Origin of the sequence: Streptomyces sp. NPDC001568 (assembly GCF_042893755.1) — a bacterium.
GTDB lineage: Bacteria > Actinomycetota > Actinomycetes > Streptomycetales > Streptomycetaceae > Streptomyces.
Genome location: NZ_JBIAVF010000007.1, coordinates 330,390 through 349,003, shown reverse-complemented (window position 1 = coordinate 349,003; position 18,614 = coordinate 330,390). Strand labels below are relative to the sequence as shown.

General features: G+C 73.4%; 18 protein-coding genes and 1 riboswitch. Of the genes, 10 read left to right on the top strand and 8 right to left on the bottom strand.

The window, feature by feature from the left end:
- The first annotated feature begins 104 nt into the window (after nucleotides 1–104).
- Nucleotides 105–1,115 carry an LLM class F420-dependent oxidoreductase gene (locus ACFY0I_RS15885; RefSeq protein WP_388895197.1) on the top strand — a complete coding sequence of 337 codons (1,011 nt, stop codon included), beginning with the start codon at nucleotides 105–107 and terminating at the stop codon, nucleotides 1,113–1,115.
- A 39-nt stretch (nucleotides 1,116–1,154) separates the two neighbouring features.
- Here the strand turns inward: ACFY0I_RS15885 and ACFY0I_RS15880 are convergent, their stop codons facing one another.
- Both ACFY0I_RS15880 and ACFY0I_RS15875 read right to left on the bottom strand, forming a co-directional pair.
- Nucleotides 1,155–1,535 carry a hypothetical protein gene (locus ACFY0I_RS15880; RefSeq protein WP_388895194.1) on the bottom strand — a complete coding sequence of 127 codons (381 nt, stop codon included), beginning with the start codon at nucleotides 1,533–1,535 and terminating at the stop codon, nucleotides 1,155–1,157.
- Nucleotides 1,536–1,627: 92 nt separating this feature from the next.
- Nucleotides 1,628–2,275: a hypothetical protein gene (locus ACFY0I_RS15875; RefSeq protein WP_388895191.1), complete on the bottom strand. Its 648-nt coding sequence runs from the start codon at nucleotides 2,273–2,275 to the stop codon at nucleotides 1,628–1,630.
- A gap of 112 nt (nucleotides 2,276–2,387) precedes the next feature.
- Here ACFY0I_RS15875 and ACFY0I_RS15870 point away from each other — a divergent pair, with 112 nt between their 5' ends.
- Nucleotides 2,388–2,699 (top strand): hypothetical protein, encoded by a 312-nt coding sequence (locus tag ACFY0I_RS15870; protein ID WP_362883834.1) that lies wholly within the window; start codon nucleotides 2,388–2,390, stop codon nucleotides 2,697–2,699.
- A gap of 162 nt (nucleotides 2,700–2,861) precedes the next feature.
- Here the strand turns inward: ACFY0I_RS15870 and ACFY0I_RS15865 are convergent, their stop codons facing one another.
- The 3 genes from ACFY0I_RS15865 to ACFY0I_RS15855 all read right to left on the bottom strand — a co-directional run bounded on the left by ACFY0I_RS15865 (nucleotide 2,862) and on the right by ACFY0I_RS15855 (nucleotide 6,140).
- On the bottom strand, nucleotides 2,862–3,953 hold the full coding sequence (locus tag ACFY0I_RS15865; RefSeq protein WP_388895188.1) for a prenyltransferase: 1,092 nt from the start codon (nucleotides 3,951–3,953) through the stop codon (nucleotides 2,862–2,864).
- Nucleotides 3,950–4,684 carry a class I SAM-dependent methyltransferase gene (locus tag ACFY0I_RS15860; RefSeq protein WP_388895185.1) on the bottom strand — a complete coding sequence of 245 codons (735 nt, stop codon included), beginning with the start codon at nucleotides 4,682–4,684 and terminating at the stop codon, nucleotides 3,950–3,952. The genes ACFY0I_RS15865 and ACFY0I_RS15860 overlap by 4 nt, the downstream gene beginning before the upstream one ends.
- Nucleotides 4,685–4,769: 85 nt before the next feature.
- A complete protein-coding gene (locus ACFY0I_RS15855; RefSeq protein ID WP_388895182.1) occupies nucleotides 4,770–6,140 on the bottom strand; it encodes a glycosyltransferase family 4 protein in 1,371 nt (456 codons plus the stop codon).
- Nucleotides 6,141–6,404: 264 nt separating this feature from the next.
- Here ACFY0I_RS15855 and ACFY0I_RS15850 point away from each other — a divergent pair, with 264 nt between their 5' ends.
- Nucleotides 6,405–7,061 (top strand): TetR family transcriptional regulator, encoded by a 657-nt coding sequence (locus ACFY0I_RS15850; protein ID WP_388895179.1) that lies wholly within the window; start codon nucleotides 6,405–6,407, stop codon nucleotides 7,059–7,061.
- An 832-nt stretch (nucleotides 7,062–7,893) separates the two neighbouring features.
- Here the strand turns inward: ACFY0I_RS15850 and ACFY0I_RS15845 are convergent.
- The gene (locus tag ACFY0I_RS15845) at nucleotides 7,894–8,127 is read right to left on the bottom strand and encodes a ferredoxin (RefSeq protein WP_362883843.1); all 234 of its coding nucleotides are present in this window, start codon (nucleotides 8,125–8,127) and stop codon (nucleotides 7,894–7,896) included.
- A complete protein-coding gene (locus tag ACFY0I_RS15840) occupies nucleotides 8,127–9,605 on the bottom strand; it encodes an aldehyde dehydrogenase (protein WP_388895176.1) in 1,479 nt (492 codons plus the stop codon). The genes ACFY0I_RS15845 and ACFY0I_RS15840 overlap by 1 nt, the downstream gene beginning before the upstream one ends.
- Before the next feature lie 219 nt (nucleotides 9,606–9,824).
- Here ACFY0I_RS15840 and ACFY0I_RS15835 point away from each other — a divergent pair, with 219 nt between their 5' ends.
- The 7 genes from ACFY0I_RS15835 (at nucleotide 9,825) to ACFY0I_RS15805 (ending at nucleotide 17,904) form a co-directional block, all read left to right on the top strand.
- On the top strand, nucleotides 9,825–10,898 hold the full coding sequence (locus ACFY0I_RS15835; RefSeq protein WP_388895173.1) for an MBL fold metallo-hydrolase: 1,074 nt from the start codon (nucleotides 9,825–9,827) through the stop codon (nucleotides 10,896–10,898).
- Between the two features lie 126 nt (nucleotides 10,899–11,024).
- Nucleotides 11,025–11,093, top strand: a riboswitch (cobalamin riboswitch).
- Nucleotides 11,094–11,222: 129 nt separating this feature from the next.
- Nucleotides 11,223–12,470 carry a prenyltransferase/squalene oxidase repeat-containing protein gene (locus ACFY0I_RS15830; protein WP_388895170.1) on the top strand — a complete coding sequence of 416 codons (1,248 nt, stop codon included), beginning with the start codon at nucleotides 11,223–11,225 and terminating at the stop codon, nucleotides 12,468–12,470.
- A complete protein-coding gene (locus ACFY0I_RS15825; protein WP_388895167.1) occupies nucleotides 12,467–13,171 on the top strand; it encodes an SCO2322 family protein in 705 nt (234 codons plus the stop codon). Before ACFY0I_RS15830 ends, ACFY0I_RS15825 begins: the two co-directional genes overlap by 4 nt.
- A complete protein-coding gene (locus ACFY0I_RS15820) occupies nucleotides 13,168–14,388 on the top strand; it encodes an energy-coupling factor transporter transmembrane component T (RefSeq protein ID WP_388895164.1) in 1,221 nt (406 codons plus the stop codon). The genes ACFY0I_RS15825 and ACFY0I_RS15820 overlap by 4 nt, the downstream gene beginning before the upstream one ends.
- A complete protein-coding gene (locus ACFY0I_RS15815) occupies nucleotides 14,385–16,238 on the top strand; it encodes an ABC transporter ATP-binding protein (RefSeq protein WP_388895161.1) in 1,854 nt (617 codons plus the stop codon). Before ACFY0I_RS15820 ends, ACFY0I_RS15815 begins: the two co-directional genes overlap by 4 nt.
- Nucleotides 16,235–17,164 (top strand): ECF transporter S component, encoded by a 930-nt coding sequence (locus ACFY0I_RS15810; protein ID WP_388895158.1) that lies wholly within the window; start codon nucleotides 16,235–16,237, stop codon nucleotides 17,162–17,164. The genes ACFY0I_RS15815 and ACFY0I_RS15810 overlap by 4 nt, the downstream gene beginning before the upstream one ends.
- A 335-nt stretch (nucleotides 17,165–17,499) precedes the next feature.
- Nucleotides 17,500–17,904 (top strand): transglycosylase SLT domain-containing protein, encoded by a 405-nt coding sequence (locus ACFY0I_RS15805; RefSeq protein ID WP_388895156.1) that lies wholly within the window; start codon nucleotides 17,500–17,502, stop codon nucleotides 17,902–17,904.
- Nucleotides 17,905–18,029: 125 nt separating this feature from the next.
- Here ACFY0I_RS15805 and ACFY0I_RS15800 read toward each other — a convergent pair whose 3' ends face one another.
- Entirely contained in the window at nucleotides 18,030–18,614 is a 585-nt protein-coding gene (locus ACFY0I_RS15800; protein ID WP_388895153.1) for an exonuclease, read from the bottom strand.

Here is an 18,614-nt window from a genome sequence, read left to right as displayed (position 1 = left end):
CCCGGCCCGCCGGGACAGCGCTCACGGCCCCCCACCCTTCCGGGCGGGGGGCCGTTGCCCTACAGTCACCTGACGCATCGTCAGACACTGGTGAGGGGACCTCCATGCGGCTCGGACTCGCACTCGGGTACTGGGGCCGCGGGCCCTCACCCGCCCACCTCGACCTCGCCGTCGAAGCCGAACGGCTCGGCTACCACTCCGTCTGGACCGCCGAGGCCTGGGGTTCCGACGCCTTCACCCCGCTCACCTGGATCGCCGCACACACCTCCCGGATCCGGTTGGGCACCGCGATCGCGCAGATGGCCGCCCGCAGCCCCACCGCCACCGCCATGCACGCCCTCACCCTGGACCACCTCTCCGGCGGCCGGATGATGCTCGGCCTCGGGCTGTCCGGACCCCAGGTCGTGGAGGGCTGGTACGGGCGCCCGTTCCCGTCGAGCCCGCTCACCGCCACCCGCGAGTACGTCGACGTCATCCGCCAGGTGCTGCGCCGCGAGGCGCCCGTCGTCGTCGACGGCCGCTTCCACAGCCACCCCTACCGCGGCGCGGACGGCACCGGCCTCGGCAAGCCCCTCAAGCCGATCACCCACCCGCTGCGCGCGGACCTCCCGCTGCTGCTGGGCGCCGAGGGCCCCAAGAACATCGCCCAGACCACCCGGATCGCCGACGGCTGGCTGCCGCTCTACTGGTCGCCCACCCGCACCGACGTCTACCAGGCCTCCCTCGGCGACCTCCCCGAGAACTTCATGATCGCCCCGATGGCCCGGGCCAAGGTCTGCGAGGACGTCGCCGAAGGCCTGCTGCCGGTCAAGGCCATGCTCGGCTTCTACATCGGCGGCATGGGGCACGCGGCCCGCAACTTCCACGCCGACCTGATGGCCCGGATGGGCTACGAGGAGGAGGCCCGGCGCATCCAGGAGCTGTTCCTCGCCGGCCGCAAGGAGGAGGCCGTCCTCGCCGTCCCGGACGCCTTCGCGGACGAGATCTCGCTCGTCGGCCCCCGCGAACGGATCGCGGAACGGCTGGAACTGTGGCGCAAGGGCCCCGTCACCGACCTGCTCGTCACCGCCCCGGACCCCCACACCCTGCGCGTCCTGGCGGAACTGAACGACTGAACGGGCTCTTCGGCCCCCACCGGCCGATCGGGAGCCCCGCTACTCGGGGACGGCCTCCAGCAGTTCCCGTACGTCCAGGGGCATGACGGCGATCTCGATCTCCCCGCCGCCCTGGAGGACACAGGCCACGATCCGCGAGCCGGGGTTGATGGAGATGCCCTCGCGCACGGTCGGCACCCGTACGCCGGTCGAACGGGCCCCCGCCAGCGGTACGGCCTCGCCGCGCCGGGGTTCCCAGCGCGGCACCTCGCCCCCGTCCGCGTACACCCGGCCCATCCGCCAGCGGCCCTCGCCGGCCGGGTGGCGGGCCATGCACGGGATGCCCGCCGGCTTGGCGGCAGCCCGGCGCGTGCGGTGCTTGCGGCGGACGAGCCAGCCGGCTCCGGCGGCCACGACGGCCAACACCACGAATTCGATCACACGGACCATTGAAACAGCCCGGGAACGCGGGCGGGCCGGACGCCGGCCCACCGGCCCCGTCCGGCCCGCCCGCGCGCGAGGCGCGGCCCTGCCTAACCGCCGAGCTGCGACAGGCTCGGCACCTGGTCCTTCACCGGGGCGCCGGCGCTCTGGCCCGCGTTCTTCACCCCGTTGATGACGTCCTGGAAGGAGCTGATGTCCGCGTCACCGGCCTGACCCTTGCGGAGCTTGGTGCCGAGGCCCTTGAGGGACTCGATGCCCGCCGTCAGCGGGCCCATCGCCTTCGACAGCAGCGGGTCGCCCTTGGCGTTGTCGGCCGCCGCCTTCAGCCGGTTGTAGGCGAAGGCACCGGCGAGACCGGCCTTGATCAGCGCGAAGGTACGGCCCGAGGCGCCCTTCTTGAACTTGCCGGCCTGGTACGGCTTGATGATCCACTGGTACGTCGCCCCGGCCGCGAGGCCGGCGTTGGCGACGAAGCGCGTCTTGGCGAACTTCTGCTTCTCGGCGGGCGTGGTCGGCGTCGGCGTCGCCGCGGCCAGCTCATCGGCTTCGGCAGCCGCCGGCTCCGCCGCCGCGAGGACGGCCAGCTCGGCCGCCGCCGCGGACGACAGCTCCGGCTGCCGCGCGCTGTCGCCGCTGCTGCCGCCGCAGGCGGTCGCAGCGCCCAACAGCGCGCAGGACAGGATCACCGCGGTGAGGGTGCGGCGGAATCGGACGGTACTGGATACGAGTACGGACACGGTTTCCTCCGGGGACGGGGGTGTCCCCCGCAGCCTCGCCCCGGCCGTGCGGCTGCGCCAGTTGGGCGACCCGTTCGGGTTTGGACCGCGATCCTGGGGCAACACGCTTGTCATGTCCCCACACACCCGAGCACATACGCGCGGAGCCGCCCGCGGCGCGGGCCCCGCCCGAGCCATCGCCCTCGTCGCGGACGTGGCCGCATTCCTCATCGTCCTGTGGATCGTGCTGTGGCTCCTGGACGCCAACCAGGGCAACAGCCTGGTCGCCCTCGTGCGCGACATCGCCGACTGGCTGACGAGCTGGTCCCGAGACCTGTTCACCATCGACGGTGAAACGGCGCGGGTCATCGTCGGCTACGGCCTGGCCGCCGTCGTCTACGTCCTCGTCGGCCACGCCATCGCCGGATGGATGGCCCGCCGCTGACCCCCGACCGGGGAGGTCCGCGTGACCGACCCCGCCCGGAGGGCCCATGGGGCCAACCCCGCCGACCCCGTCCTCCGGGCACCCGTGCCCGCCCCGCAGCCCGGCGGGGCGGGCACGAACGTTCCTGCTCGGCCGGGGGCCCGGCTCAGCCGGCGTTCCCGTTCAGCCGCGGCAGCAGTCCGGCTCCAGGCCCACCGGGAGCGTGAGCCCGCCGAAGACCTCGCCGGTCGCGCCGTCACCGCCGAGCGCGGCGACGGCCAGCAGCAGCGACCCCGCCGTCCAGGTCGTCTGCTCCACCGGCCACACGGCCCGGTCCTGGAACACGTAGCCCGTCCAGTACATGCCGTTGTCGGCGCGCAGGTGTCCGATCGAGCGCAGGATCTCCAGCGCCCGGTCCGACTCCCCCATCGCCCACAGGGACAGCGCCAGTTCGCAGGACTCCCCGCCGGTCACCCACGGGTTCGGCAGGACGCAGCGGACCCCGAGGTCCGGGACGACGAACTCGTCCCAGCGCGCCTCGATCCGCGCCTTCGCCTGCGGGCCGGACAGCGCGCCGCCCAGCACCGGGTAGTACCAGTCCATCGAGTAGTGCGACTTGTCGAGGAACCGCTCCGGGTGCCTGCGGATCGCGTGCCCCAACGCACCCGTCGCCAGCTCCCAGTCGGGCTGCGGGTCCCCCCGGTGATCGGCGATCGCCAGCGCGCAGCGCAGGGCCTGGTGGATGGAGGAGGAACCCGTCAGCAGGGCGTCCGTCACCGCGACGCCGTCCGCCTCCCGCTTCCAGCCGATCTCACCGCCGGGCTGCTGGAGGGCCAGGACGAACTCCACCGCCGCGTAGACCGCCGGCCACATCCGGTCCAGGAACCGGTCGTCCCCGGTGGCCAGGTAGTGGTGCCAGACGCCGACGGCTATGTACGCGACGAAGTTGGACTCCCGGCTCGCGTCCTGCGGCTCCGCGGTGTCCACCCCCTCGGGCCGGTCGGCGTAGGCCGCGTACCAGGAACCGTCCTGGTTCTGGTGCCGGGCCAGCCAGTCGTACGCCAGCTCCGCGGCCTCGTGCTCGCCCGCCGTATCGAGGGCCATCGCGGCCTCCGTGTGGTCCCACGGGTCCAGGTGGTGGCCCCGGAACCACGGGATGGCCCCGTCCGGACGCTGCGCTGCGAGGATCCCCTCCACCGTCAGGGCGGCCTCCTCGGCCGTCAGTACGCCGTCCAGGACCAGGTGCTCGGGTGCGGTGCGCCGGGGCGCGGTCACTGCGTGGCGCCGACGGGCAGGTGCGGCTTCGTCGCGTACGCCACGAAGCTCTTGCCGATCACCGGGTTCAGCGCCTGCTCGGCGAGTCGGGTCGCGAGGGGCTTCTTCATGATGTCCCAGACCAGGAGCTTGTGGTACGCCTTGACCGGCAGCGCCTTCTCGTTGTCCACGCCGAAGGCGCACTTGAGCCACCAGTACGGGGAGTGCAGGCCGTGCGCGTGGTGGGTGCCGTACGGCTTGAGGCCGGCCGCCTCCATCTTGCCGAGCAGCTCGTCCGCCTTGTAGATGCGGATGTGACCGCCCTCGACCTCGTGGTAGGCGTCGGACAGCGCCCAACAGATCTTCTCCGGGCCGTAGCGCGGCACGGTGATCGCGATGCGGCCGCCCGGCTTCAGGACGCGGACCATCTCGGCGAGGACGCCCTTGTCGTCGGGGATGTGCTCCATCACCTCGGAGATGATCACGACGTCGAAGGAGTCGTCGGGGAACGGCAGCGCCAGCGCGTCGCCCTCCATCGCGGTGGCGGTGGCGCCCGCGGGGGCCTCACCGGCCTCCTTCATGGCGGCGAACCACTTGGCCACCTCGCGGATCTCCTCGCCGTTGCGGTCGACGGCGACCACCTGGGCGCCTCTCCGGTAGCACTCGAAGGCATGCCGGCCTGCGCCGCAGCCCAGATCGAGTACACGGTCGCCTGCGGCGAGCGGGAACCGGGAGAAATCGACGGTCAGCACGGGGTCCTGCCTTCGCTGTCGCGGGGGTGGAAGGGGTGGAAGGGGTGGAAAGGACTGCTCATGGAGCTGCGGTGGCGGTCCGAGCTCAGCGCGGCCCGTGGGTACGGGTGGTGGCCGCCCCGGTCGGGTCGACGGCGGACCGGCCGACGGCAGCCTGTGTGATGGTCGCCTGTGCGATCGCGGCGCGGTAGTGCGCGACGGTGCCCTCGGCGGCCTTGGCCCAGGTGAACCGGGACAGAACCCGTTCCCGCCCGGCCGCCCCGAGTCGCTCGCGGAGCGCGGCGTCGCCCAACATCCGGCCCAGCGCGGCGGCCAACGCCCCCGCGTCGCCGGGCGGCACGGCCAGACAGGTCTCCCCGTCGGCGCCGGTCACCTCGGGGATGGCACCGCCGGTCGTGGCGACCAGCGGGGTGCCGGTGGCCATGGCCTCGGCCGCCGGCAGCGAGAAGCCCTCGTACAGGGAGGGCACGCAGGCGACCTGGGCGCCGCGCACGAGGTCGACGAGCTCGGCGTCGGTGATGCCCTTGACGAAGCGGACCGCGTCCCGGAGCCCGTACGTCTCGATCGCGCGGGCGACGGGTCCGCTCTCGGCACGCTTGCCGACGACGACGAGGTGCGCGTCGGGCCGCTCGGTACGGAGCTTGGCGAGGGCCTCGACGAGGTGGACGAGCCCCTTGAGGGGGACGTCGGCGCTGGAGGTCGTCACGATCCGACCGGGCACCTCGGCCACGGAGGGGTCGGGCGACCACAGGTCGGTGTCGGCGCCGATGTGGACGACGTGGATGCGGTCGTCGCGGACGCCGAGGTGCTCGGCGATCTCCTGCTGGGAGGAGCCCGAGACGGTCAGCACGGACGGCAGCCTGCGGGCGACACGGCCCTGCATGCGGGTGAAGGCGTACCAACGCCGCACGGACAGGCGCTGCTTGCGGCTCCTGGCGGCGTCGATCTCCAACCGCCGGTCGACGGTGATGGGGTGGTGGACCGTCGTCACGAGGGGGGCGCCGAGGTCGCCGAGCAGCCCGTAGCCGAGGGTCTGGTTGTCGTGGATGACGTCGAACTCGCCCGCGCGCTCGCGCAGATGGCGCCGGGCGCGCAGCGAGAACGTCAGCGGCTCGGGGAAGCCGCCCGTCCACATCGTGGCGACTTCGAGGGCGTCGATCCAGTCCCGGTACTCGTCGCGCTTCGGCGTACGGAACGGGTCGGGGCTGCGGTACAGGTCCAGGCTCGGCAGCTCGGTGAGCGTGGCGCCCGTGTCGAGCACCGGGTAGGGCTGCGAACCGATGACCTCGACGGAGTGTCCGAGGCGGACGAGCTCACGCGAGAGGTGCCGGACGTAGACGCCCTGACCGCCGCAGAACGGGTTCCCCTTGTAGGTGAGGAGCGCGATGCGGAGCGGGCGGTCGCCGTCGGTGGCGGAACCCGCGAAAGGGCTCGTCACGATGGCCTCAGCGGTCACTCTCGGCCCCCTTCTGCCTGCGACTTTCGCCGGAGCGTAACCGCTCGGATAATGTAGAACAAGTTTCAGACTTGATCCGTTGAAGACCATTGAATCTACCGGCCGGAAACCACACCGTAAGAGGCGGAGCAGGTGATTCGCGCCACGACTCGGGCGCCTGACATGCTGATCCCGGATCATGCCCCGATGATGACCGGATCAGCCCTGCGCAGCACCACCAGCGACGCCACGGAACAGCCCACGGAACGCCATGGAGCGGGACACATGACAGCGGAAGCGAAGGCCGTCACCACGCCGGCGTCCCCTCCCCTGACGGAGCGCCAGGAGGCCCGCCGTCGTCGCATCCTGCACGCGAGCGCGCAGCTGGCCAGCCGCGGCGGCTTCGACGCCGTGCAGATGCGGGAGGTCGCCGAGCTGTCCAGCGTCGCCCTCGGCACGCTGTACCGGTACTTCCCCTCCAAGGTGCACCTGCTCGTCGCGACGATGCAGGACCAGCTCCAACACATGCACACGACGCTGCGCAAGCGCCCGCCGGCGGGCGACGACCCCGCGGCCCGGGTCGCGGAGACCCTGATGCGCGCGTTCCGCGCGCTGCAACGCGAACCGCACCTCGCGGACGCCATGGTCCGCGCCCTGACCTTCGCGGACCGCAGCGTGAGCCCGGAGGTCGACACCGTCTCCCGCCTGACGACGGCCATCATCCTCGACGCGATGGGCTTGGACGCCACCCCGACGGCGGAACAGCTCTCGGCGGTCCGCGTCATCGAACACACCTGGCACTCGGCCCTCATCACCTGGCTGTCGGGCCGCGCGTCGATCGCCCAGGTGAAGATCGACATCGAAACGGTCTGCCGCCTCATCGACTTGACGGGGGCGGGAGCGGGGGCGGGGGCCGGGGTGGCGGGGGCTGCGGGAAGTTAGTCCGGATCCGGTGGGTGGGGTCCGGGGTGCGGGGTCGGTTCCTGCTGGGCGGGGTCGGGGGTGGGCGGGGTGCCCGTGATCCGGATCAGGGAGGGTTTGGGGGGTTCCCGCCGGTCTCATCGTCTCTCCGCGTCGGGCCGGTCCCTCAAGGGCGCTCCCTTCGGTCGCGTCGCTTCGCGATGGCCTACGGCCACCCTTGACCGACCGACCCGCCACGAAAATCCGAAGACCGACGGGAACCCCCCAAAAGAACGGTCACGGGGGACGGATGAGCAGGAGCGGGTCCCTCAGTGACGAGACGAGGGGCCGGGCGTCGGCCGATTGGGCACGTGGGGACGTCACAGTCCTGCGGCAGGACCACGAGCGCGGCCCAGGGCCACTACCTGCCCGTCAGGACGACCAGATCAACCTGGAGTGCATGGAGGCGGGGATGCGCGCAATCCCGGTTGATGTGGTCGTCCTGACGGGCGGGTAGGGGGTCTTGGGTCGTCTGTCGGGCGTGGAGAGGGGCTGTGACGTGCCCGCATGCCCTGCCGGCCGACGCCCGTCTCCTCGTCTCGTCACTGACGGGCCCGCTCCTGCCTACTCGTCCCCCATGCCGTTCCTCGGGGGCTTCCCGACAGTCTTTGGCATTTCGTTTCGGGCCGGTCGGTCAAGGGTGGCCGAAGGCCATCGCGAAGCGACGCGACCGCAGGGAGCGCCCTTGAGGGACCGGACCGAAACGGAAGGACAGTGGACTGGCGGGAAGCCCCCGGACCACACCCGACCCCGACCCAGGGCGCACCGACCACCCCCGACCCCGGCCGACCGCCATGATCACGCCCCCACCCCCTCACTCCTCCGGCGGGAACACCGGTTCGCCCGTTGTGGCCAGGGTGATCAGGATGGCTTCCACCGGGCAGCCTTCGGCTGCCGTGAGGGTGGGTTCGTTCGCGTCCGTTTGGGGGGTGCGGGGGTGCGACTGGCGGGCCGAGTCGAGGGAGAAGCCGTCCGGGGCGTGGTTGACGCACATGCCGGAGCCGATGCAGACGCCCCGGTCGACCTCGACCTGCCAGCGGTCCCCCATCAGGCTCCCGCCTCGGCGGCGCCGGGGGCGTAGCCGGCCGGGAGGTGGATCATCTTGTGCTCCAGGTACTCGCTCAGGCCCTCCGGGCCGAACTCGCGGCCCACGCCGCTGTTCTTGTAGCCGCCGAAGGGGCCGAGCATGTCGAGGCTGAAGGTGTTCACGTTGAAGGTGCCGGTGCGGATGCGGCGGCCGAAGTCGATGCCGTGTTCGGTGTCGGCCGTCCAGACGCTGCCGCTCAGGCCGAATTCGGAGTCGTTGGCGATCCGCGCGGCCTCCGCTTCGTCGCCGTAGGGGATGAGGCAGACGACCGGGCCGAAGATCTCCTCGCGGGCGATCCGCATCGAGTTGTCGACGTCGCCGAAGAGGGTGGGCTCCACGTACCAGCCTCGTTCCAGGCCCGCGGGACGACCACCGCCGGTGAGGATCTTCGCGCCCTCCTCCTGGCCGATGCGGATGTAGTCCAGCGAGCGCTGCTGCTGGCGCCGGGCGACGAGGGGGCCGAGTTGGGTCGCGGGGTCCAGCGGGTCGCCGACGACGAGGGCGCCGGCCGCCGCCGCGAGGGCGCCGGCGATCTCGTCGTAGCGGGCGCGCGGTGCCAGGACGCGGGTCTGGGCGACGCAGGCCTGGCCGTTGTTCATCCAGGCCGCCGGGACGATCCCGGCGATGGTGGTGTCCAGGTCGGCGTCGGGCAGGATCACGGCGGCGGACTTGCCGCCGAGTTCCAGGGTGACCCGGGTCAGGTTGCGCGCGGCGACCTCCATCACGCGGCGGCCGGCGGCGACGGAGCCGGTGAAGGCGACCTTGTCGATGCCGGGGTGGCCGACGAGGTACTCGCTGACCTCGCGGTCGGCGGGCAGGATCGACAGGACGCCCTCGGGCAGCCCGGCCTCCCGTGCGATGTCGGCCAGGATGTAGGAGTCGAGCGGCGCCTCCGGGGAGGGCTTGAGGATCACCGTCGAGCCGGTGAGCAGCGCGGGCGCGAGTTTGGCGGCGGCCACGAACTGGGGGACGTTCCAGGGGATGACGGCGGCGACGACCCCGACGGGTTCGCGGCGCACGAGGATGGGGCCGAGTACGCCCTGGCGGTGTTCCTCGTACGGGAAGTCGCGGGCGACGGTGATCGCGGCGTCGTAGACCATCATCGGGCCGAGGGCCTGGGCGAGGATGCTCCAGGAGTACGGGGAGCCGTTCTGGGAGCTGATGGAGCGGGCGATCTCCTCGTGGCGGACGGCGATGGCGTCCTTGATGCGGGTGACGACGGCGATCCGTTCGTCCAGGGTCATGCGGGGCCAGGGGCCTTCGTCGAACGCCTTGCGGGCGACGGTGACGGCGCGGTCCACGTCGGCGCGGGAGGCGTGGGGGACGCTGCCGATGACCTGCTCGGTGTGGGGGGAGACGACGCGCAGGGTGTCGGTGCCCAGCGGGTCGGTCCATTGCCCGCCGATGAACAGTTGTCCGTGTTCCACGAGCTCGGTCATGGCTGAGGCCTCCTGGGGCTTGGCGTTCCCGAACTGATACCAGTTCTAGTTAGAGGAGTCCACGGCCCGGACGGAACCGCCGCGGTGGCTTGGGCGGAACCGTCGGGCCGAACCCGCCGCGAAGATCCAAGGGGCGGTTACGACTAGTCAGGGAGCCCCGATGATGGTCGACTTGGGCTACTACTGGAACAAGTTCTTGTCAGCGGACAGGGGAGCCTCATGCCAGAGGACATGCCGGAGGACACGGCACACGTGACACCGCAGGTCACCGACCACGGCGGGGGTGTCCGGGGCATCAAGGTCCCGATCCCCGACAATCCGCTCGGGCACACCCTCGTCCACGTCCTCGACACCGATCGCGGTCCCGTCCTCATCGACACCGGCTGGGACGACCCCGCTTCCTGGGACGCCCTCGGCGCCGGGCTCGGCGCGCTCGGGCTGGCCGTCTCCGACGTCCACGGCGTGGTCATCACCCACCACCACCCCGATCACCACGGCCTGTCCGGACAGGTACGGGAGGCCTCGGGGGCCTGGATCGCGATGCACGCCGCCGACACCGAGGTCGTCGTGCGCACCCGCTCCGCCGAACCCGGCGTCTGGTACGACTACATGAGCGAGAAGCTGGCCGCCGCCGGCGCTCCCGAGGAGCACGTCGCCCCGCTGCGCGCCGCCCGCGCGAGCGGCCGGCTGCGGACGCTGCCCGGGCTGCGGGCCGCCGTGCCCGACCGGGAGATCGTCCCGGGCGAGCTGCTGCCCCTGGCCGGACGCCGACTGCGGGCCATCTGGACCCCCGGCCACACCCCCGGCCACGTCTGCCTCCATCTGGAGGAGGAGCACCCGGCGAACCTCCCCGGCAACGGCCGCCTGTTCTCCGGCGACCACCTGCTGCCCGGCATCTCGCCGCACATCGGCCTCTACGAGGACCCCTCCGACGAGCGGGTCACCGACCCCCTCGGCGACTACCTCGACTCCCTCGAACGCATCGGCCGGCTGGACCCCGCCGAGGTGCTGCCCGCGCACCAGCACGCCTTCACCGACGCCCCGGGCCGCGTCCGGGAGCTCCTCGACCACCACGAGGACCGGCTGACCGGCCTGTGGCGGCTGCTCGCCGAACCCCTGACCCCGTGGGCGCTGGCGGAGCGGATGGAGTGGAACCGTCCCTGGGAGCAGATCCCGTACGGCTCCCGCACCATCGCCGTCTCGGAAGCGGAGGCGCACCTGCGGCGGCTGGTCAAGCAGGGTCGGGCGGAAGCGGTACCGGGCACGGACCCGGTGACGTACCGGGCCGTGTGAGCGACCGGGCCCGGGCCCGGCCCCCGTGTGCGCCCGGCCCCGCCCCCGCGTCCCGGCGGGGCGGTGCCCCCGGGGCCGCCGGTTACGGGCCGGTACAGTGAAGGCGTCGTCCACATCTCCGTACGGGGGGAAGCCGGTGCGAATCCGGCGCTGACCCGCAACCGTGACCCGCCCGCGCGGGAAGCCGGATTGCCCCGTGGCGGAGGTGCGCGGCTCGTGCCGTCGGATCCTCCGACGGCCGGCACCGTCGAGGTAAACGGAGCCGGAGCCCGGTACCCGCGTGTGCCTGTCTCCGTTCCCCAGCACGAGAGGCACCCGCCCCCCATGAACGTCCGCCGCAGCGCCGCCGCGCTCGCCGCCTCCGCCGTGCTCTGCGTGGGTGCCGCTCCCGCAGCCCTCGCCGACACCGCGCCTCCGTCCCCGTCGGCGCCCCCGGTCATCCCGTCGGGCCTGTTCGGCAAGGCCGATCCGACGTACGACGGCGTGTGGCGGCAGTCCGTCGCGCTGCTCGCCCAGCGGACGGCCGGCGCCGAGCCGTCCCCCGAGGCCGTGCGGTGGCTCGTCGCCCAGCAGTGCGCGGACGGCGGCTTCGCCTCCTTCCGCGCCGACGCCGCCAAGGCCTGCGACGCGACGACCATGCTCGACACCAACGCCACCGCCGTGGCCGTGCAGGCCCTGAAGACGCTGGGCGGCCAGGACGCCACGGTGAAGAAGGCCGTGGACTGGCTGAAGACCGTCCAGAACGAGGACGGCGGCTGGAGCTACGTGCCCGGCTCCCCCAGCGAGGGCAGCTCCACCTCGCTCGTGATCAGTTCGCTGGCCGTCGCCGGTGAGAAGCCGGCCGACGTCAAGTCCAAGGCGGGCAAGTCCGCCTACGACGGTCTGCTCTCCTTCCAGCTGGGCTGCGCCACCGAGCCGGCGGCCGACCGGGGCGCCTTCGGGTACCAGCCGGCCGACGGCAAGCTCGCCGCGAACGCCGACGCCACGGCCGCCGCCGCGCTGGCCGCACTCGGCAAGGGCATCGTCGTCGAGCCGGCCGCCACGGACACCCCCGCCACCGCCCTGGCCTGCCCGGCCGGTGCGACGGATCCGGCGGGCGCCGCCCAGGGCGCGGCCGGCTACCTCGCCGAGGCGCTGAAGAAGGACGGCCGGCTGACGGCCGTCACCCCGGGCGCCGACCAGCCGACCGCCGACACCGGCAACACCGCCGACGCGGTGATCGCCCTGGCCGCGGCCGGGCACCGGCAATCGGCGGCGGGCGCGCTGGAGTGGCTCAAGGGCAACTCCGCCGAGTGGTCCAAGGGCAACCCGGCCGCGCTCGGCACCCTGATCCTCGCCGCGCACGCCACGGGCACCGACCCGAAGGCCTTCGGCGGCACCGACCTGGTGTCGGCGCTGAACGCCACGGGCCCCGCGCCGCAGGCGTCGAAGACGGACGCGACGAAGGTCGAGTCCAAGGACGACGAGGGCTCCGGCAACCAGAACATCTGGTGGATCGTCGGTGCGGGCGCCGCGGCCGGCATGGGCATCGGCATCCTGCTGAGCGGCCGCCGCAAGAAGAACCAGCTGTGAGCCGCCGCCGTCCGTCGGCCCTCGCCGGCGCGGTCCTGGGTGTCCTCGGCCTGGTCCTCACCCTGTTCGCCGCCTCCCCGGCCGTGGCGGCGAGCTACCGCTACTGGTCGTTCTGGGACGGCGCGGACGCCCGGTGGGCCTACGCCACCCAGGGCCCGTCGACGGCCCGCCCGGCGGACGGCGCCGTGATCGGCTTCCGCTTCTCCGTGAGCAAGGACGCCGCCGCCGAGGCGGCGCAGCCCCGCGCCGCCGCGGACTTCGCGGCCGTCTGCGCGGACACCGCCCCGGCCGCCGGGAAGAAGCGGGTGGCACTGGTCATCGACTTCGGCGTGCCCGAGGACGCCCCCGCCGGTGAGCGCCTCCCGCAGGACGCCCCGCGCGCCGTCTGCGCCCAGGTGGCCCCCGCCGCCACGGCCGCGGAGGCGTTGGCGGAGGTCGCGAAGCCGCTGCGCTACAACGGCTCGGCGATGCTGTGCGGGATCTCCGGTTTCCCCCGGACCGGGTGCGGCGAGCCCATCGCCGACTCCGGGTCCGGCGCCGGCGCCCCGACGGCTTCCGGTACTCCGGCCGCGCAGAGCCCGCCGCCGGCGGCCGGCGGCGCTCAGGACTCCGGCCCCTCCGTGGGGCTGGTCGCGGGCATCGCGGCGATCGCCGCCCTGGCCGCGGCCGGCGTCTGGCAGTCCCGCCGCCGCAGGCGATGACGGGCCGCGCGGACGCGCCCGCCCCCCACGGCCCCGCGGCCGACCGCACGGCCCCGGCCGGGCCCGGTGCCGGGTCGCGGGTGGGCGGGGTGCACGGGTCCTCGTACGAGAAGGGCCTGCCGTGGCGGGCTCCCGAGGCCGGGCGGGGCAACGCCCTGCACGCGGGGGCCTGGTGGCTGTGGGCCCTCGGGCTCGCCACCGCCGCCTCCCGGACCACCAATCCGCTGCTGCTCGGGATGATCGTCGGCGTCGCCGGGTACGTGGTCGCCGCGCGCCGCACCGACGCGCCCTGGGCCCGTTCCTACGGGGCGTTCGTCAAGCTCGGCCTGTTCGTCATCGGCCTGCGCCTCGTCTTCTCCATGCTGCTCGGCTCCCCCATCCCGGGCGCGCACCTCCTGTTCACCCTGCCCGAGGTGCCGTTGCCCGCCTGGGCGCAGGGCATCCGCTTCGGCGGACGGGTCACCGCCGAACAGCTGGTGTTCGCCTTCTACGACGGCGCGAAGCTGGCGACGCTGCTGATCTGCGTCGGCGCCGCGAACGCCCTCGCCAATCCGGCGCGGCTGCTGAAGTCGCTGCCCGCCGCCCTGTACGAGGCCGGCGTGGCCGTGGTCGTCGCGATGACGTTCGCGCCGAACATGGTCGCCGACGTGGTCCGGCTGCGGACCGCCCGCCGGTTGCGCGGGCGCCCCACGGGTGGGGTGCGGGCCGTCCTGCAGATCGGTCTGCCGGTGCTGGAGGGCGCGCTGGAGCGGTCGGTGGCCGTAGCCGCCTCGATGGACGCGCGCGGCTACGGCCGCACGGCCCAGGTGCCGCCCGCCGTCCGGCACACCACCAACGTCCTCACCCTGGGCGGCCTGCTCGGCCTGTGCGCGGGCACGTACGGACTGCTCGCGGCCGAGGGCGCCGCGTACGGGCTGCCCGTGCTCGGCATCGGCCTGGCCCTGGCCCTGGCCGGGCTGCGGCTGGGCGGACGGCGCAGCATCCGTACCCGCTACCGGCCGGACCGGTGGGGGCCGCGGGCCTGGCTCGTCGCGGGTTCGGGGGCGGCGGTCGCGGCCCTGCTGATCCACGCGGGCTCGGTCGATCCGGAGGGCCTGCGGCCGGGGGTGGTGCCGCTGGTGTGGCCGGCGCTCCCGCTGTGGCCCGCCGCGGCGGTCCTCATCGGCCTGCTTCCCGCCTTCGTGGCACCCGTACCGTCCAAGGAGTCCTCCCGGTGATCCGCTTCGAGCAGGTGTCGGTGACGTACGAGGGCGCCGGGCGGCCGTGCCTGCGGGACGCCGACTTCGTCGTCCCGGAGGGCGAGCTGACCCTGTTGGTCGGCCCGTCGGGCGTCGGCAAGTCGACCCTGCTGGGAGCGGTGTCGGGGTTGGTCCCGCACTTCACGGGCGGCCGGCTGAGCGGACGCGTCACGGTCGCCGGCCGCGACACGCGGACCCACAAGCCGCGCGAGCTCGCGGACGTGGTCGGCACCGTCGGCCAGGACCCCCTCGCGCACTTCGTGACGGACGTGGTGGAGGACGAGCTGGCGTACGGCATGGAGTCGCTGGGGCTGCCGGCCGCGGTGATGCGGCGCCGGGTGGAGGAGACGCTGGACCTGCTGGGGCTGAACGAACTCCGCGACCGTCCCATCGCCACCCTCTCCGGCGGTCAGCAGCAGCGGGTCGCGATCGGCTCGGTCCTGACGCCGCACCCGCGGGTGCTGGTCCTGGACGAGCCGACGTCGGCGTTGGACCCGGCCGCGGCGGAGGAGGTCCTGGCCGTCCTGCAGCGCCTGGTCCACGACCTGGGGACGACCGTGCTGATGGCGGAGCACCGCCTGGAGCGGGTCGTCCAGTACGCAGACCGCGTGCTGCTGCTCCCGTCGCCGGGCGCGGCTCCCGTGCTCGGCACCCCGGCGGAGATCATGGCCGTCTCCCCCGTCCACCCGCCGGTGGTCTCGCTGGGCCGCCTCGCCGGCTGGTCCCCGCTCCCCCTGTCGGTCCGCGACGCCCGCCGCCTGGCCGCCCCGCTCCGGGCGCGGCTGGACGGTACGAGTCCTGCGGCCGGCGCCGCCCCCGTCGTGGCGGGGCCGGGCCTGGGGGGTGGGGGTGGTGGCGCGGGTGGCGCGGGGGCTGCCCCGGCTTCCGGTGTCGGACGGTTCCTGGGGCGGCTGCTGCGGCGGTCCCCGGGGTCTGCCTCGGGTTCGGGGTCAGGTCCGGGTTCGGGTCCGGGTTCGGGTCCGGGTTCGGGTCCGGCCACCGCTGCGGATCGTGCGGGCGGGGCCGTGGGCGCGCCGGCCGCGGTCGTCGACGGGCTCGGAGTCCGGCGCGGCCGGGTCGAGGTGCTGCGCGACGTCACCCTGACCGTCGCACCCGGCGAGACCGTCGCCCTCATGGGCCGCAACGGCGCCGGCAAGTCGACCCTGCTCGCAGCCCTCGTCGGCACGCTCCCCCCGTCCTCCGGCTCCGTCACGGTCTGTGGCCTCGCCCCGCACCGCACCCCGCCGGGCGAGATGGTGCGCCGGGTGGGCCTCGTACCGCAGGAGCCCCGCGACCTCCTCTACGCCGACACCGTCGGCGCCGAATGCGCCGCCGCCGACGCCGACGCCGGGGCCGCGCCGGGCACCTGCCGCGACCTGGTGAGCGCCCTGCTGCCCGACGTTCCCGACGACACCCACCCGCGGGACCTGTCCGAGGGGCAGCGGCTGACCCTCGCGCTGGCCCTGGTCCTCACCGGCCGCCCCGCCCTCCTCCTGCTCGACGAGCCGACCCGTGGCCTGGACTACGCGGCCAAGGCCCGGCTGGTCGGGCTGCTGCGGGAACTGGCCGGCGGTGGCCACGCCATCGTGCTGGCCACCCACGACGTCGAACTCGCCGCCGATCTGGCGCACCGGGTCGTGATCCTGGCGGGTGGCGAGGTCGTCGCGGACGGGCCGACCGCCGAGGTCGTCGTGTCCTCGCCGGCCTTCGCCCCGCAGGTCGCGAAGGTCCTGGCCCCGGGCCACTGGCTCACCGTCGACCAGGTCGCGGCCGCCCTGGACACGATCGACTCCGACGCGGCCCCGCGGGACGGGGAGCGGACGACGTGACCCGCCCCGTGCCGACCCGCCCCACGCCGACGCGGTCCACGCCGACGCGGTCCACCGAGGGCCGTCCGGCCTCGAACCGTCCCGTCCGCGTCGGTCCCCGGGCCGCCGCGGCCCTCGTCCTCGTCACGCTCATCGGGATCGCCGCCTTCGGCTGGCCCCTGCTCGCGGACCGCCGGTCCGGGCTGGCCCACTCCCAGGACGCCCCCTGGCTCTTCGCCGCCCTGCTGCCCCTCCTCGTGGCCGTGGTGGTCGCGACCATCGCCGACCAGGGCATGGACGCCAAGGCCGTCGCGATGCTCGGCGTACTGGCCGCCGTCGGGGCGGCGCTCAGACCGCTGGGCGCGGGCACGGCCGGGCTGGAGCCCATGTTCTTCCTGATGGTGCTCAGCGGCCGGGTCCTCGGCCCCGGCTTCGGCTTCGTCCTGGGCTCCGTCACCATGTTCGCGTCCGCCCTGCTCACGGGTGGGGTGGGGCCGTGGATGCCGTTCCAGATGCTGGCCCTGGGCTGGTTCTCGCTGGGCGCCGGGCTCCTGCCGGGTCCCGTACGGATCCGGGGGCGGGCCGAGCTGGCGATGCTCGCGGCGTACGGGTTCCTCGGCTCGTTCGCGTACGGCACGATCATGAACCTGCAGGGCTGGGTGATCCTTCAGGGCATGGGCCAGGGCATCTCCTTCCACCCCGGGGACCCCGTCGGGGAGAACCTCGCGCGCTTCGTGGCGTACTGCCTGGCGACGTCGGTGGGCTGGGACCTGGGCCGGGCCGCCCTGACGGTCGTCCTCACCCTCACCCTGGGCGCCACGCTGCTGAAGGCTCTGCGGCGGGCCACACGAAAAGCGGCCTTCGACCCACCGATTTCCTTCGATTCCCACCCGATTCAGACACCGAACCACCCCCCTCGAAGGGGTACGGATCGCCACGCAGAGTGAGATCCGGGGTCCCGCGAGGTGAGCCGCCCCATAGGGCCCACGTCACACACGAACCGGGATAGTAGCCGCGGAACCCCCCGAACCACCCCCCGGATAGGGCCTTCCACCTGCGTCGATGCCGTGGGCGCCGGGAGGGGGTCGCCGGGCCCGACCTGCGAGGTCCGCTAGTAGGCAGGCTCGTTGCCAGGGTGCTCGGGCATCTGTAGAACTGGATGAGTCGCCGAGCGGCACGGGTGCTTCACCCGCCGCGGACGAGCCCCTCCGCACCACCCGAGTGGCTGACGCACGTCCTCGACGTGCGGGCGACCGTCCTGTCCCCTTCGAAAGGTGCATCCGTGTCCCACACCGTCATCCGCTGCATCGCCGCCTCCAAGAAGGCCCTCGCGGGCACCGTCGTCGCCCTCGGCGTCGCCGGCTCCATGCTCGCCACGGTCCCCGCCCAGGCGGCCCCGATGAGCGCCAAGGCCGTTGCCCAGCAGATGATCAAGGACCCGGCGCAGTTCGCGGCGTTCAACAACATCGTTTCGCGTGAGAGCGGCTGGAACCACACCGCGACGAACTCCTCCTCGGGCGCCTACGGCCTCGTCCAGGCCCTCCCGGCCTCGAAGATGTCCTCCGCCGGCAGCGACTGGAAGACCAACCCCGCCACCCAGATCAAGTGGGGCCTGGACTACATGAACTCCCGCTACGGCAGCCCCGTCGGCGCCTGGAACTTCTGGCAGACCCACCACTGGTACTAAGCCCACCGGCGGTCACACCCCCACACGCACAGACGCATGCACGCTCGGCTGGAACTCCAGCTGGGCGTTTTTGCGTATCCGGACCCGGTTCGCCGCCCTCCGCGGCCGTGATCCGCTCGGGCGCGTCAGCCCTCCCAGCGCATGAGGTTCTGGAACAGCTCGCCCTGCTCGATCGCGTCGTCCAACGCGTTGTGCGTATGGGGGCGCGTGGACAGCAGGTGACTCGGCATCGACCGCTTCGTCGCGTCGCGCAGCGGCACATCGGCCTTCGCCGCGTACAGCGTCTTGAGGTCCATGCAGCGGGAGTGCCCGAACGGTGAGCCGGCGTCGGCGAACCGCACGAAGTACCAGTACATCCACATCCAGTCGTAGCCCAGCGGGTAGGCGACGAACACGGGAGTGGCGGACAGTTCCTCGGACACCGCCGCGAGCCAGGCGGCCGCGGCGTTCATGGCTTCGGCCGGATCCCGACCCTCCCGCACCAGCTTGTCCCGGTCCAGGCCGCTGACGGCCATGGCTTCCGGGTCGAAGGCGTCAGCGATGGGCTTCAGCTCGGCGTAGAAGGTCCGCTCGGCCGGATCGACCGCCAGGAACCCGTCCGCGTCCCGAACCCCCGCGACCGCCAGCCCGAAACTCGACATCGAGAACGGCCCGGGCACGGGCCCGTCCGCCTCCACGTCGGCCGACACGTAGAACTCTGCTTTCGCCAT